At 33.6% G+C, this 16,037-nt stretch carries 11 protein-coding genes; all 11 read left to right on the forward strand.

The genetic code is table 11. The features are described from left to right. Positions 1 to 148 precede the first annotated feature (148 nt). Positions 149 to 1,444 carry a c-type cytochrome gene (locus L0U72_RS00285; RefSeq protein WP_233898098.1) on the forward strand — a complete coding sequence of 432 codons (1,296 nt, stop codon included), beginning with the start codon at positions 149 to 151 and terminating at the stop codon, positions 1,442 to 1,444. Positions 1,445 to 1,475: 31 nt separating this feature from the next. Then, positions 1,476 to 4,616, forward strand: coding sequence for a TAT-variant-translocated molybdopterin oxidoreductase (locus L0U72_RS00290; RefSeq protein WP_233898099.1), 3,141 nt, complete (start codon positions 1,476 to 1,478; stop codon positions 4,614 to 4,616). Positions 4,617 to 4,643: 27 nt separating this feature from the next. After that, the gene (gene nrfD, locus L0U72_RS00295) at positions 4,644 to 6,044 is read left to right on the forward strand and encodes an NrfD/PsrC family molybdoenzyme membrane anchor subunit (RefSeq protein WP_101918164.1); all 1,401 of its coding nucleotides are present in this window, start codon (positions 4,644 to 4,646) and stop codon (positions 6,042 to 6,044) included. Beyond that, the gene (locus L0U72_RS00300; RefSeq protein ID WP_101918163.1) at positions 6,034 to 6,561 is read left to right on the forward strand and encodes a DUF3341 domain-containing protein; all 528 of its coding nucleotides are present in this window, start codon (positions 6,034 to 6,036) and stop codon (positions 6,559 to 6,561) included. Before nrfD ends, L0U72_RS00300 begins: the two co-directional genes overlap by 11 nt. 21 nt (positions 6,562 to 6,582) lie before the next feature. After that, complete coding sequence (locus L0U72_RS00305; protein WP_317206233.1) at positions 6,583 to 7,116, forward strand: c-type cytochrome; 534 nt, start codon at positions 6,583 to 6,585, stop codon at positions 7,114 to 7,116. Between the two features lie 25 nt (positions 7,117 to 7,141). Beyond that, positions 7,142 to 8,683, forward strand: coding sequence for a quinol:cytochrome C oxidoreductase (locus tag L0U72_RS00310; RefSeq protein WP_233898100.1), 1,542 nt, complete (start codon positions 7,142 to 7,144; stop codon positions 8,681 to 8,683). 31 nt (positions 8,684 to 8,714) lie between these two features. Then, a complete protein-coding gene (locus tag L0U72_RS00315) occupies positions 8,715 to 9,722 on the forward strand; it encodes a cytochrome c oxidase subunit II (protein ID WP_101918161.1) in 1,008 nt (335 codons plus the stop codon). Between the two features lie 27 nt (positions 9,723 to 9,749). Next, a complete protein-coding gene (locus L0U72_RS00320) occupies positions 9,750 to 11,519 on the forward strand; it encodes a cytochrome c oxidase subunit I (RefSeq protein WP_233885398.1) in 1,770 nt (589 codons plus the stop codon). A gap of 207 nt (positions 11,520 to 11,726) precedes the next feature. Further along, the gene (gene ruvB, locus L0U72_RS00325; RefSeq protein ID WP_233898101.1) at positions 11,727 to 12,785 is read left to right on the forward strand and encodes a Holliday junction branch migration DNA helicase RuvB; all 1,059 of its coding nucleotides are present in this window, start codon (positions 11,727 to 11,729) and stop codon (positions 12,783 to 12,785) included. 1 nt (position 12,786) lies between these two features. Then, entirely contained in the window at positions 12,787 to 14,520 is a 1,734-nt protein-coding gene (locus L0U72_RS00330) for a SulP family inorganic anion transporter (protein WP_101918158.1), read from the forward strand. A gap of 90 nt (positions 14,521 to 14,610) precedes the next feature. Next, a complete protein-coding gene (locus L0U72_RS00335; protein ID WP_233898102.1) occupies positions 14,611 to 16,017 on the forward strand; it encodes an MBL fold metallo-hydrolase in 1,407 nt (468 codons plus the stop codon). Positions 16,018 to 16,037: the final 20 nt, after the last annotated feature.

Genomic DNA, 16,037 nt, shown 5'->3' on the forward strand with positions numbered 1-16,037 from the left:
ACAAATATAAATTATAAATTACCAATCTCTTAACATTTCACAATTTATATAGAAGTAGTACTTTTGCATAAGGTTCTATTTGTTATCTTAAAAATAACAACTTAGAAAAAACTGTACCAAAACAGATACAAAACTTATATTTAAAAGTATGAAAAGTGTGAAACATCACAGCGGATTAACCCAAACACTCGTAAGGAGTTTAGCTTTCTTTTTAGTTTTATTAGTAAGCTTTTCAGCTTTTTCACAAGATGTTGATGAGGCTCGTCAAAAAGAAGGGAAAAAATTATTTAAATCTTTATGTGCTTCGTGTCACAAGCTAGATAAAAAGCTTGTAGGGCCTAAGTTAGGCGACATAGAAAACCGAAGAGAAAACGCTTGGTTAAAGTCTTGGATTAAAGACAATGCTGCGTTTAGAGCTTCTGGTGATAAAGACGCAATAGAGGTTTTTGAAGAGTATAACAAGGCTGGAATGTCTGCTTTTCCTCAGTTAACTGATAAAAATATCGATGATATTCTTTATTATACAACTGTAGGTGAAATTAAGAAAGCAACTGATGTGGCTGTAGCTGCTGATGGTGTTAGTACTGAGAAAGGAGAAGCTCCAGGGTGGTTAATCTATATATTAGGTGCTGCGATTATTGTTGCTTTTTTAATTATCGCTAGTTTATTGAAAACAATTAGTGAGTTAAAAGGAGCGCCTAAAACTCCAGGAGCAGTTGGTCAAACAGCCGATTTATGGGAAGGACTTAAGAAAAATACATTCTTACAGATTTTAATCGTAATCTTTTTAGCGTTAGTTGCTGCTTATTTCCTATTTGGAACTCTATTTAAAGTAGGGGTAGATGAAGGATATCAGCCAATACAGCCAATCGCTTTTTCTCATAAAATTCACGCAGGTGATAATAAAATTGATTGTCAATATTGTCACTCATCAGCAAAACATAGTAAAACATCAGGTATTCCTTCAGTAAATGTTTGTATGAACTGTCATAAGAATATTTCAGAAGTAGCAGATGATACTAAGGTTGTTATGGATGATCATACATTAACTAAAACAGATTTAGATAAAGAAATCGCTAAGATATACGAAGCTGCTGGTTGGGACGCTGATAACTTAGAATATACAGGAGTAACAAAACCTGTTAAGTGGGTTAGAGTTCATAATTTACCAGATTTCGCATATTTTAATCACTCACAACATGTTACAGTTGCTGGTTTAAAATGCCAGAAATGTCATGGTCCTGTAGAGGAAATGGAAGAAGTATATCAATATTCGCCATTAACAATGGGCTGGTGTATTGATTGTCATAAAGAAACAAAGGTTGACTTAAAAGGAAACGAATACTATGCTAAAATTCATAAGCAATTAGCAGCAAAGTATGGCGTTGATCAAGTTACAATTGCTCAATTAGGAGGAAAAGAGTGTGGTAAGTGCCACTATTAATCAATTAGAAAGTAGAAAAACACGTATATAAATGGCTTTAAACAAAAAATACTGGCAAAGTGTTGAAGAACTAAAAGATAGTTCTGTTGTTGAAACGCTACGTAATAATGAGTTTGTACAAGATATTCCTACAGATGAGTTTTTAGGTGATAAAGATACATTAGAAACATCATCAACCTCACGTAGAGATTTCTTGAAATATGTTGGATTTACCACAGCAGCCGCTTCTTTAGCAGCATGTGAGGGTCCCGTAAGAAAATCAATCCCTTATGTAGTACAACCAAATGATATTGTTGTAGGTGTTGCTGATTGGTATGCAACTACAATAGCTGACGGTTTTGATTTTGCAAACGTATTAGTGAAAACACGCGAAGGACGCCCTATTCTTGTAATGCCTAATAAGCAAGCAGGAGGTGAAACAAACGCACGTACGCAAGCATCGGTTTTATCATTATATGATGCTCAATTACGTTTAAAAGAACCTAAAAAACAAGGTGCTGAAATTTCTTGGGAAGCTGCAGATAAAGAAATCATCGCAACGCTTAATGAATTAAAAGAAGCAAACGAATCAGTAGTGTTATTAACAGGAACGTTAGCAAGTCCTTCTACTGAAAAAGTTATTGCTGATTTTATCGCAGTATATCCAAACGTAAAGCACGTTGTTTATGATGCTATTTCAGAAAGTGCTACCGCTGATGCTTTTGAAGCAATGTACGGTACACGTGCTTTACCTAATTATGATTTTAGTAAAGCAGAGGTAATCGTTTCTATTGGAGCAGATTTTATTGGTGATTGGCAAGGTGGTTATGAAAAATCATATGCTGATGGTCGTAGAGCTGATTCTGGTAAAATGTCTTACCATGTTCAGATAGAAAGCAATATGTCGTTAGCAGGAGCAAATGCTGATAAAAGAATGGTTGTAAAACCTTCTGATCAGGTATATGCTTTGGTTAATTTATATAATGCTGTAACAGGAGAATCTCTTCCTTCAAAAGCAACAAAATTAGATGCTGAAATTAAAAAGCTAGCTAGCGATTTAAAGAAAGCAGGTTCTAAAGGGGTTGTAATTACAGGATTAAATGATAAAAACGCTCAGTTAATCGCTTTTGCAATTAATGAGAAGTTACAAAGTGAAATATTCGATACCAAAGCTGTTAATTTAACACGTCAAGGTAACGATACACAAGTAAGTCAGTTAGTTGCAGATATTAAATCAGGAAAAGTAAAAGGAATAGTAACCTATAATACGAATCCTTTATATACACTATCAAATGCTACTGATTTAGCAGAAGGAATTAAAAAATTAAAATTATCTGTTGCAATAGCTACTCAAAATGATGCAACAGCAAACGCTACACAATATACATTGCCTGCGCCTCATAACTTAGAGAGTTGGGGAGATGTAATGGCAACCAAAGGAACGTATAGTTTAATGCAGCCAACGATTTCACCATTATTTAATACACGTCAGTTACAAGATGTGTTATTAAAATGGTCAGGTAGCACTATAAATTATTACGATACTTTAAAGAATTTTTGGAGCACGACTGTTTTAGCAGGAGCTTCATGGAATCAAGCATTGCATGATGGTTTTTTCAAATCAGCAATAATTTCAGAAGAAGAAGCTTTTGAATCTACAGTAGTTATTAGTACTACAGTATCTCAGTTATTAAAAGCAACAAGTACTGCTTCAGGTTTTGAGTTAAACTTGTTTTCATCAACTGCTTTAGGGGATGGTAAACAAGCGAACAATCCTTGGTTACAAGAATTGCCAGATCCTATTACACGTGCTGCCTGGGATAATTACTTAACCGTTTCAATGGCTGATGCTAAAGAATTAGGTTTTGAAAATCCTGTAAAAGATAACGGTGCTATTGATGGTAATTACGCCACTATTACAGTAAATGGTGTTTCTATTGAAAAAGTTCCTGTAATTATTCAGCCAGGTCAAGCAAAAGGTTCTGTAGGTTTAGCTTTAGGATATGGTAGAACACAAGGTTTAAAAGAGGAAATGCAAGTAGGAATAAATGCATATCCTTTATATAAAAACTCAAATGCTGTTCAATATAATGTTTCTATTGAGAAAACTTCAGGATGGCATAAGTTTGCTTGTACACAAGTACAGAGTACACTTGCTGGTCGTCATGATATTTTAAAAGAAGCAACTTTACAACAGGTAAATAATAAAAACTTAGATCCAAAACATACTTGGAATAAGCCAGCAATGGTTTCTTATGACCATCAAGAAGTAGAAGCTAAAAGCATCGACTTATGGGATGATCATAATAGAGAGGTAGGGCATCACTTTAATTTATCTATTGATTTAACTTCTTGTACAGGATGTGGGGCATGTGTAGTAGCGTGTCATGCAGAAAATAATGTACCAGTTGTAGGAAAAGATGAAGTACGAGTGGGTAGAGATATGCACTGGTTACGTATTGACCGTTATTATTCTTCTACTGTTGTTGATAAGCAACATGAAGCTTCTATGACTATTGAAGAGTTTAAAGCTCAAAACCCTAGTTTAGCAAATAAAGATGTTGAACGAAAGTATACGGAAAAAGTTTTAGAATTAAGTAGAGGAGATTTATTTGATGCTTTAGAAAATTCAGCAGAAAATCCTGAAGTAGCCTTTCAACCAATGATGTGTCAGCACTGTAATCATGCTCCTTGTGAAACAGTATGTCCAGTAGCAGCAACATCACACGGTCGTCAAGGTCAAAACCAAATGGCTTATAACAGATGTGTAGGTACAAGATATTGTGCAAATAACTGTCCTTATAGAGTTCGTCGTTTTAACTGGTTTAATTATTCAGAAAACAATGAGTTTGACTTCAATATGAATAACGAATACGGAAAAATGGTGTTAAATCCAGACGTAGTAGTTCGTTCAAGAGGGGTAATGGAAAAATGTTCTATGTGTATTCAAATGACACAGGCAACAATTTTAAAAGCCAAAAAGGAAGGTAGAGCAGTACATAAAGACGAATTTGAAACAGCTTGTTCATCAGCATGTTCTACAGGAGCAATGGTGTTTGGAGATATAAATAATTCTGAAGATAAAGTAGCCTCTTTAAAAGAGGATGACAGAGCATTCCATGTGTTAGACTATATTGGTACAAAACCAAACGTAGTATATCAAGTGAAAGTAAGAAATACAAACGAAGCTTAATAATAAAATTAACAAGTATATAGATTTATGTCGTCTCATTACGAATCATCTTATAGAGAACCTTTAGTGTTGGGTAACAAAAGTTATCACGATATCACTGAAGACATTGCAAGACCTATAGAGGGTAAAGCAAATCAAAATTGGTATATCGCATTTTATATTTCTTTGGCAGCAATGCTCTGGGGATTTGGATGTATTTTCTACACCGTCGGTACAGGTATCGGTGTGTGGGGATTAAGTAAAAACATCGGTTGGGCATGGGATATAACCAACTTCGTATGGTGGGTAGGTATCGGTCATGCAGGAACCTTAATTTCGGCTGTACTATTACTCTTTCGTCAAAAATGGCGAATGGCAATTAACCGTTCCGCAGAAGCGATGACTATTTTTGCGGTATTCCAAGCAGGATTATTTCCGATTATTCACATGGGACGTCCGTGGAACGGATATTGGGTATTACCAATGCCGAACCAATTTGGATCATTATGGGTGAATTTTAACTCACCATTATTATGGGATGTATTCGCAATTTCAACTTATTTATCGGTATCATTAGTTTTCTGGTGGACAGGTTTATTACCAGATTTTGCAATGATTCGTGATAGAGCAGTAAAGCCTTTTCAAAAGAAAATATATGCTTTATTATCTTTCGGATGGTCAGGTAGAGCTAAAGATTGGCAACGTTTTGAAGAAGTATCATTAGTGTTAGCTGGTTTAGCGACACCATTAGTACTTTCAGTACATACAATTGTATCGATGGATTTTGCTACTTCTATTAACCCAGGATGGCATTCAACAATATTTCCACCTTATTTCGTAGCTGGAGCAATATTTTCAGGGTTTGCAATGGTACAAACTTTATTAGGTGTTATGCGTAAAGTTACTAATATGGAAGCGTATATTACACGTTTACATGTTGAGTATATGAATATTGTAATTCTTTTAACAGGAGGAATTGTGGCTGTAGCGTATGCAACAGAGTTTTTTATAGCATGGTATACAGGCTCACCTTATGAAAATTATACGTATTTATCATTTGGAGCAGAAGCAGGTGCATATGGATGGGCATTTTGGTCATTATTAATATGTAATATTATAATGCCACAGTTTTTATGGATTAAGAAATTAAGAAGAAGTTTTATTTTTTCTTTCATTATCTCGATCATTATTAACATAGGAATGTGGTTTGAGCGTTTTGATATTATCGCAATTGTATTGAGTAAAGGACACTTACCATCAACATGGTGGCGTTTTGAACCAACATTTGTAGATGTAGGTATTTTTGTAGGAACTATTGGATTTTTCTTTGTATTATTCTTATTATATGCAAGAACATTTCCTGTAATTGCACAAGCAGAAGTTAAGACAATCTTGAAATCTTCAGGAGAGAATTTTAAAAAATTAAGAGAAGAGAACAATGAGCACTAGTAAAGTAATTCACGCATTTTATAATGATGATGATATCTTAATGGATGCCGTTAAGAAAATCAAAGGAGAACATCATCACATTGAAGAAGTATTTTGTCCATTTCCAGTTCATGGATTAGACAAAGCTTTAGGATTAGCTCCAACACGTTTAGCAATTACTGCATTCTTTTACGGAATTACAGGTTTGTGCTTTGCTATTTGGATGACTAATTACATGATGATTCAAGATTGGCCACAAGATATTGGAGGTAAGCCTAACTTTAGTTGGTTTACAAATATGCCAGCATTTGTACCAATTATGTTTGAATTAACTGTGTTTTTTGCAGCGCATTTAATGGTTATTACTTTTTACATGAGAAGTAGAATATGGCCGTTTAAAGAAGCAGAAAACCCAGATCCAAGAACTACTGATGATCATTTTTTAATGGAAATTCCTGTTCATGATAATGAAGAAGAGTTAAAGGCTTTATTAGCAACAACAGGTGCAGTAGAAATTAACATAGTAGAAAAGCACTAATAGAGAGATATGAAGAGTTTTGTGAAAATAATCGTCGCTTTAGTTGTAATAACAAGTGTTATTTCATGTGGAGACAAACGTACACCACAATTACAATATATGCCAGATATGTATGTTTCTATACCTTATGATGCAAATGGAGCAGTAGGTTTAAATGGAGAAATGGTAGATAGATTACCCGTTGCTGGTACCGTAAGTAGAAAAGGTATTGTAGCTTATGATATTCCGGATACGAATGAAGGATATGAAAAAGCAAAGTTAGAGTTAAAGAATCCTTTAGCTACTACTGAAAAAAATTTAGCAAAAGGTAAAGAATTATACGGGATTTATTGTGCTACTTGTCATGGATCAAAAGGTGATGGTAACGGAGTTTTATCTCAAAGAGATAAATTTAATGGAATACCAAATTATAAAGAGAGAGATTTAAATCCAGGAAATATTTACCATGTTATTATGTATGGAAAAAATTTAATGGGATCTCATGCAGCACAATTACAGTACAAAGAGCGTTGGCAAGTTGTACAGTATGTTGAGAAATTAAGAACCGAATTATAATAAGTCTATAATAGATAGTTAAGATATGTACCAGTTTACAGGAAAATTAAAAATACTTGCTATTGCTCTTATGATTTTAGGAGCTTTAGGTACTGCCATCAGTTTTATGTCGGCACCTAAAACATTAGAAGAAGCAAAAGAGATTATAGCCAAACAGCATGCTGCTCATAGTAGCAACCATGCTACCGTTGATGCTCATAAAAAAGAAACAGCACCTAAAGAAGATGTTCATACAACAGCACATGCTGATGTTGTAAAACAGGCTGAAGAAGTTAAAAGTCATCACGTAAATGATAGCACATCAGCACATGCTGTTGTAGATACGACTCATATAGAATCAGTAGTAGAAAATCATAAGGAGGCTAAAGTAACACATACGATTACTAGTCAAGCACATACTGAAAATCATGACGCACATGCTGAACATGCTTTTCATCAAATGCAAAATCGTCCTTGGGCAGCATTTTTCGTAGCTTTAATGTTCTTTTTAGGAGTTACATTATTAGTGTTAGCTTTTTATGCAATTCAAAGAGTCGCGCAAGCAGGTTGGTCTGTAGTATTATTTAGAGTAATGGAAGCTATTACAGCAAATTTACACTACGTTAGTGTTATAATGTTAGTGTTTTTAATTGCTACTTTTATGCATATGAATCACTTATTTCCATGGATGGCAGAGGGAGTTTTTGATCCTCAAAGTCCAAACTATGATGCTGTTGTAGATGGAAAAAAATGGTTTTTAAATACGCCAGGGTGGTTAATTAGAAGCATTTTCTATTTAACGGTATGGAATGTATATCGTTTTGTAATTAGAAAAGGATCTATCAAACAAGAAAATGGAGATTTAAAATTACATATGAGAAATTATAATATTTCTGTAATTTTCTTATTTCTTTTTATGATTACCGAATCAATGATGTCTTGGGATTGGATTATGGGAATAGATCCTCACTGGTTCTCAACTTTATTTGGATGGTATGTCTTAGCTACTTTCTTAGTATCAGCATTAACAGTAATTGCTTTTGTAACTATTTATTTGAGAGCAAAAGGACACTTACCATTTGTAAATGATAGTCATATTCATGATTTAGCGAAGTATATGTTTGGTTTCTCTGTATTTTGGACATACTTATGGTTCTCTCAATTCATGTTAATTTGGTATGCTGATATTCCTGAAGAAACTACGTATTATTTACTAAGAATGAATGAATATCAAGTACCATTTTTAGCAATGGTAGTGATGAATTTTATTTTCCCAATATTATTATTAATCAATAGTGATTTTAAAAGTATTCCTTGGTTTGTAACTATCGGAGGAGTTGTAATTTTAGCGGGTCATTATTTAGATGTATTTATAATGATTATGCCAGGAACAGTTGGTGCTCAATACGGATTTGGAATTGGAGAAATAAGCGGTATTTTATTTTTCTTAGGATTGTTTATATTTGCAACTTTTAATGCATTTTCAAAAGCGAATCCATTGGCAAAAGGAAATCCATTTTTACACGAAAGTGAAACACACCATTACTATAATATCGAACACAGAGGTGAAGATAGTAATGAACATTAATAATAATTAATAAACAAATAGTTTAGATAATATGCTCGCTTTATTTTATATTTTCATAGCAATTGCAATAGGAGTTAGTTTCTGGCAAATTACACGTATCATGAATCTTCGTTCTGTTATAGCTACAGATAAAGACAACGAAACACAAGGTAAATTAGCCATAGGTTTTTTAATATTCTTATATGCAATGATGGTTTATTGCTTAATAGCAATGAATGTAATTATGCTACCAGAGTCTGCTTCTATTGAAGGGGAACATCATGATAACTTATTTGACATTACATTTTGGTTATTAGGTATTGTTCAATTTGGAATGCAATTTTTAATCTTCTTTTTTACTTATAAATATAGAGGTAAAAAAGAGAACAAGGCATTGTTTTATGCCGATAGTCATAAGTTAGAAATGATTTGGACGGTTATTCCTGCAGTAACAATTGTACTATTAATAGGGTATGGTTTGTGGGCTTGGAATAATATAATGTATGTTGGAGATGACGAAAACCCAATTGTAATTGAAGTTTATTCTAGACAATTTGATTGGCAAGCACGTTATGCAGGAGAAGACAATGAATTAGGTTTAGGAAATGTTAACTTTATAAAAGGTATTAACTCTATGGGAGTTGATATGTCTGATCCAAAATCACAAGATGACAAAAAAGTTACTGAAATGGTTTTACCAAAAGGTAAAAAGGTTGTTTTTAAATTCCGCTCTCAAGATGTATTACATTCTGCTTACATGCCTCACTTTAGTGCACAGATGAACTGTGTTCCAGGGATGGTTACTCAATTTGCATTTACACCAAAGTATACCACAGCTGAAATGCGTTTAAACTCTGAAGTTATTGCAAAAACTGACGGAATTAATAAAATAAGAAAAGCAAAAGGAGAAGATCCTTATGAGTTTGATTTTTTACTGTTATGTAATAAAATTTGTGGTGCATCTCACTACAATATGCAAATGAAAATCACTGTTGTTGAACAAGCAGATTACGACAAGTGGTTATCAGAACAAAAAACATTAGCGCAAGTTATTAAATAAGATATTTTTTAAAAGTATATATAGATTATGTCAGATCATCATCACAAAGAAACATTTGTAACTAAATACATCTTTAGTCAAGATCATAAAATGATCTCGAAACAATATCTTGTTACGGGTATATTTATGGGGGTTATAGGAGGCTTTATGTCTATGTTATTTCGTTTACAAATAGCATGGCCAGATACTTCTTTTTCAATTATAGAAGCATTTTTAGGGAACCATCAAACTGATGGAATTATGGATCCAGATATGTACTTAGCATTGGTAACAATTCACGGTACAATAATGGTATTTTTCGTATTAACTGCTGGTTTAAGTGGTACTTTTTCGAATCTATTAATTCCATTGCAAATTGGAGCTCGTGATATGGCTTCCGGTTTCTTAAACATGGTTTCATACTGGTTGTTTTTCTTATCATCAGTAATAATGATTATTTCATTGTTTGTAGAGGCAGGACCCGCATCTGCAGGATGGACAATTTATCCACCATTATCAGCATTGCCACAAGCAATTCCAGGTTCAGGTACAGGGATGACATTATGGTTAGTATCGATGGCAATATTTATTGCTTCTTCATTAATCGGATCGTTAAATTACATCGTTACCATTTTGAACTTACGTACAAAAGGAATGAAAATGACCAGATTACCATTAACAATGTGGGCGTTTTTTGTAACAGCAATTATTGGAGTTGTTTCATTTCCAGTATTATTATCAGCGGCGTTATTATTAATTTTTGATAGAAGTTTTGGAACATCATTCTTCTTATCAGATATTTTTATCTCAGGAGAAGTGTTACACTATCAGGGAGGATCGCCAGTATTATTTGAACATTTATTCTGGTTCTTAGGACATCCAGAAGTATATATTATTTTATTACCAGCATTAGGATTAACATCAGAAGTAATTTCAACAAACGCACGTAAGCCAATTTTTGGATACCGTGCAATGATTGGATCTATTATGGCAATTGCATTTTTATCAACAATTGTTTGGGGACATCATATGTTTGTATCAGGAATGAACCCTTTCTTAGGATCGGTATTTACTTTTACAACGGTATTAATTGCGATTCCTTCGGCAGTAAAAGCATTTAATTATGTAACCACGCTTTGGAAAGGTAACTTACAATTAAATCCAGCGATGTTATTTTCTATCGGATTAGTTTCTACCTTCGTAACAGGAGGTTTAACAGGATTGGTTTTAGGAGATTCTGCATTAGATATTAACGTACACGATACCTATTTCGTAGTAGCTCACTTTCACTTAGTAATGGGAGTATCTGCTTTATTAGGGATGTTTGCAGGAGTATATCATTGGTTCCCTAAAATGTATGGTAAAATGATGAATAAAACATTAGGTTACTGGCACTTTTGGTTAACAATAATTTCTGCTTATGGAGTATTTTTCCCGATGCATTTTGTTGGATTAGCAGGTTTACCACGTCGTTATTACACCAATTCAAACTTTCCAATGTTTGATGATTTAGCTGATATTAACGTATTTATGACTTTAATGGCATTTTTAGGAGGAGCGGCTCAGTTAATATTCTTAGCAAACTTCTTTATTTCAATGTACAGAGGTCAAAAAGCAACACAAAATCCTTGGAAATCGAATACTTTAGAGTGGACTACACCAGTAGAACATATTCACGGAAACTGGCCAGGTGCTATTCCTGAAGTTCACCGTTGGGCATATGATTATAGTAAAGTTGATGAAAATGATGAGTATGTTCATGGAAAAGATTTCGTGTTACAAACAACACCATTATTAGAAGGCGAAGAACCTTCTTAAGAATATAAAATTTAATAGATAAAAACTATTATAAAAGTTTAAAAGCCTTCCAAATATTGGAAGGCTTTTTGTTTTAGAACTGTTTTATATAGTATTTCTAATTTTTACGTACGAATATGTATCTTAGCAATAGTTATCGCAATAGTTAAGTAAAGCGTAACAATTATTACAAAACAACCATTTTATATCAAGTATATTTGTGCCAATATGAACGAGAACTTAAATCCTGAAAACACGAATTTATCAAATGAGGAATTAGATGTTGAAAAACAATTACGTCCACTTTCTTTTGATGATTTTGCAGGTCAAGATCAAGCGATTGATAATTTAAAAATATTTGTTGAAGCAGCCAATCAACGTGATGAAGCTTTAGATCATACCTTATTTCACGGACCTCCAGGATTAGGAAAAACAACGTTAGCTCATATTTTAGCTAATGAATTAGGCGTTGGAATCAAAGTAACCTCAGGTCCTGTTTTAGATAAACCAGGAGATTTAGCAGGATTGTTAACAAATCTTGATGAACGCGATGTGTTATTTATTGATGAAATCCATCGATTAAGTCCTATTGTTGAAGAGTATTTATACTCAGCAATGGAAGATTATAAAATCGATATCATGATTGAATCAGGACCAAACGCGCGGACTGTTCAAATTCATTTAGAACCGTTTACGTTAATAGGCGCAACCACACGTTCAGGGTTATTAACCGCTCCGATGAGAGCTCGTTTTGGTATCAGCAGTCGTTTACAATATTATTCAACCGAATTATTAACCACCATTATTGAGCGAAGTGCCTATATTTTAGGCGTGCCAATATCCATGGAAGCGGCGATCGAAATTGCAGGCAGAAGTAGAGGAACACCTCGTATTGCAAACGCTTTATTACGAAGAGTTCGAGATTTTGCTCAAATAAAAGGAAACGGAAGTATCACTATTGAAATAGCAACCTACGCCCTAAAAGCATTACATGTTGATGCCAATGGTTTGGATGAAATGGATACTAAAATTTTAAATACAATTATCGATAAATTTAAAGGAGGACCTGTTGGGTTGAGTACCATTGCAACGGCAGTTAGTGAAAATACCGAAACAATTGAAGAGGTTTATGAGCCTTTTTTAATTCAGCAAGGTTTTATAATGCGTACGCCAAGAGGACGAGAAGTTACCGATTTAGCATACAAACATTTAGGAAGAACAAGAGAAATAACTGAAAATTCAATAAAAAATTCAACGAGAAATTCAACGAAAGGCGAACTTTTTTAAAATGAAATTAAAAAAAATCATACCGATACTTGACTGGTTACCCAACTACAAAAAAACGCAAATTAGAGGTGATGTCATAGCAGGAATTACCGTCGCAACGGTCTTAATTCCGCAAGGAATTGCCTATGCTCTAATTGCAGGGTTACCACCAATTTATGGTTTATATGCCGCTTTAATTCCGCAATTAATATATGCGGTTTTTGGATCATCACGCCAAGTGGCAATCGGTCCTGTGGCGATGGATTCTTTAATCGTAGCAACAGGCGTTTCTACTTTGGCGTTAATTGGCTCTGAAAGTTACATTGCTATTGCTATTTTATTGGCATTAATGGTCGGAACAATGCAGCTTTTATTAGGCGTATTTCGCTTAGGATTTATTGTTAATTTTTTGTCAAGACCTGTAATTATTGGCTTTACATCCGCAGTTGCACTTATTATTGGACTCAATCAATTTCGGAATTTATTAGGTGTTGATTTTCTGCAAAGCGACCAAGTACATATTTTATTAGAAGATATTATTCATAGAATTTCCTCTTTTAATACAAATACCACAATTGTTGGATTCATCGCTTGTTTGCTGATTATAATTTTTAGAAAAATCAATAAAAAAATACCAAATGCACTCATTGTCGTTATTTTAGGAATTGTTGTTATTCGTTTTTTTGGCGATTATCTAAAATTAACCGACATCGCAATTGTAAAAAATATTCCATCAGGATTGCCTAAATTTAACATTCCTATTATTGATATCGCTTTGATAAAAGAATTATTTCCAATAGCATCAACATTGGTACTTGTTGGATATTTAGAAATTATTTCCATAGGAAAAACGCTCGAAGCCAAGCAAGATGAATACCGAATAGACCCAAATCAAGAATTAGTCGCCTTGGGTTTTAGTAATATTGTAGGCTCATTATTTCAATCATATCCAACAACTTCTAGTTTTTCGAGATCTGCAATTAATGAAGAAGCAGGCGGGAAAACAGGAATTTCAGCATTTGTATCGGTTATAATTGTTGTTTTAACGTTGCTTTTTTTAACACCTTTATTTTATCATTTACCAAGAACGATATTATCAGCAATTATTATTGTGGCGGTTTTTAATTTGATAAATGTATCCGAAGCTAAAAAACTTTGGAAGGCAAATCAGCTAGATTTTTGGTTGTTAATTGCTACTTTTTTAGCCACTATTTTCTTCGGAATTGAATATGGGATATTAATTGGAGCAAGTTTATCATTAATTATTTTGATTTATAGAACCTCAAGACCTTACGTTGCCGAATTAGGAAAAGTACCAAATTCAGATTTTTATCGAAATAAAAATAGGTTTAAAGAAGTTATTATCGATAAAGAAATATTAATTTTTCGTTTTGATGCCCAATTATTTTATGCAAATGCCAATTATTTTCGAGATAAATTAGACGAAATGGCACACGAAAAAGGGACTTCGCTAAAACTAATTGTATTGGATGCTGAAAGTATCAATCGAGTTGATAGTACAGGAATCGAAATGCTAAAAGAACGTATTCGATATTATCATAAAAGAAATATTGCCTTCTATTTTGCAGGTGTAAAAGGACCTGTTAGAGATGCTTTTTTTAAAGGAGGGATTTTAGAAGTGAGCAGTTTAGACCACTTTTTTATGCGTGATAATGGTGCTGTAAATTTTTTTAAAACAGGCGATAATCAAAATCAAAAAAAATACGCACAATATATTCATCAAGCGTATGAATAATTCAGAAAAGAAGTTGAAAAATAAATCAAAAAATAATTTAGTCAGAGAATAATTTAGAGATAATTCAGAAAAAAATAAGAAAATATAGATATGAAAATAGAGCAAATTTATACAGGTTGTTTAGCACAAGGTGCTTATTATATTGAAAGTGAAGGCGAAGTTGCGATTATTGATCCATTGCGAGAAGTGGAATCGTATATCAAAAAAGCAACACAAGATACTGCAAAAATCAACTATATTTTTGAAACTCATTTTCATGCCGATTTTGTAAGCGGACACGTAACCTTAGCCGAAAAAACAGGTGCGACAATCGTTTACGGACCAACGGCTCAAACTACTTATAAATCGCATATTGCTACTGATGGCGAGGTTTTTAAAATCGGTAAAATTACCATTACCGCATTGCATACACCAGGGCATACTATGGAAAGTACGTCGTATTTATTGAAAGATGAAAACGGAAAAAATCATGCTCTTTTTAGTGGCGATACCTTATTTTTAGGTGATGTTGGTCGTCCTGATTTAGCACAAAAAGGAACGCTTACACAAGATGATTTAGCAGGTTTTTTGTACGATAGTTTGCGTACTAAAATAATGGTTTTAGAAGATGATGTAATTGTATATCCTGCACATGGAGCAGGTTCGGCTTGTGGTAAAAACCTAAGCAAAGAAACCATCGGAACAATTGGAAATCAAAAGAAAACCAATTATGCGTTGCGTGAAAACATGACAAAACAAGAATTTATAAAAGAAGTAACTGACGGATTATTGCCGCCGCCAGCCTATTTTCCTTTAAATGTGAAAATGAATAAAGAAGGATATGAATCTATTGATGAAGTTATCAAAAAAGGTGCGATTAGTTTATCCGTAGCCGATTTTGAAAAAACAGCCAACAATACCGATGCTATTATTTTAGATGTGCGTCATCAATCAGAATTTATAAAAGGATTTATTCCACAATCAATATTTATTGGCTTGGGCGGAACTTTTGCTCCGTGGGTCGGTGCTTTAATTAAAGATGTTAAACAACCAATTCTATTGGTAACGCCCCAAGGAGAAGAAGAAACAACGATTACTCGTTTATCACGTGTCGGTTTTGATAATGTTTTAGGGTATTTAGAAGGAAGTTTTGAAGCTTGGAAAACATCAGGAAAAGAAATTGACAGCTTACGTTCTGTTTCTGCGGATGCTTTAGAAGAATCAATTGCTCAAAAAGCACTTGTTTTTGATGTGCGAAAACCTGGTGAATATGCGAGCGAACATATTGTAAATGTGCCAAATACACCGTTAGATTTTCTAAATGAACATATCGAAGAATTTCCTAAAAAAGCCGATTTCTATGTGCATTGTGCAGGCGGATATCGCTCGGTAATTGCAGCATCAATATTAAAAGCAAGAGGATATCATAATGTAATTGATGTATCAGGAGGTTTTGCAGCGATACGAAAAACAAGTATTGAGAGAACAGCTGCTGTTTGTCCATCAACTTTAAAATAATTTTTTTTAGAGGAACTGTT

Origin of the sequence: Tenacibaculum piscium (genome assembly GCF_021390755.1) — a bacterium.
Taxonomy (GTDB): domain Bacteria; phylum Bacteroidota; class Bacteroidia; order Flavobacteriales; family Flavobacteriaceae; genus Polaribacter; species Polaribacter piscius.

Excerpts from the sequence above, each read along its gene's own strand:
- L0U72_RS00285 (WP_233898098.1), top strand. The coding sequence starts at position 149 with ATGAAAAGTGTGAAACATCACAGCGGATTAACCCAAACACTCGTAAGG.
- L0U72_RS00290 (WP_233898099.1), top strand. The coding sequence starts at position 1,476 with ATGGCTTTAAACAAAAAATACTGGCAAAGTGTTGAAGAACTAAAAGAT.
- nrfD (WP_101918164.1), top strand. The coding sequence starts at position 4,644 with ATGTCGTCTCATTACGAATCATCTTATAGAGAACCTTTAGTGTTGGGT.
- L0U72_RS00300 (WP_101918163.1), top strand. The coding sequence starts at position 6,034 with ATGAGCACTAGTAAAGTAATTCACGCATTTTATAATGATGATGATATC.
- L0U72_RS00310 (WP_233898100.1), top strand. The coding sequence starts at position 7,142 with ATGTACCAGTTTACAGGAAAATTAAAAATACTTGCTATTGCTCTTATG.
- L0U72_RS00315 (WP_101918161.1), top strand. The coding sequence starts at position 8,715 with ATGCTCGCTTTATTTTATATTTTCATAGCAATTGCAATAGGAGTTAGT.
- L0U72_RS00320 (WP_233885398.1), top strand. The coding sequence starts at position 9,750 with ATGTCAGATCATCATCACAAAGAAACATTTGTAACTAAATACATCTTT.
- ruvB (WP_233898101.1), top strand. The coding sequence starts at position 11,727 with ATGAACGAGAACTTAAATCCTGAAAACACGAATTTATCAAATGAGGAA.
- L0U72_RS00330 (WP_101918158.1), top strand. The coding sequence starts at position 12,787 with ATGAAATTAAAAAAAATCATACCGATACTTGACTGGTTACCCAACTAC.
- L0U72_RS00335 (WP_233898102.1), top strand. The coding sequence starts at position 14,611 with ATGAAAATAGAGCAAATTTATACAGGTTGTTTAGCACAAGGTGCTTAT.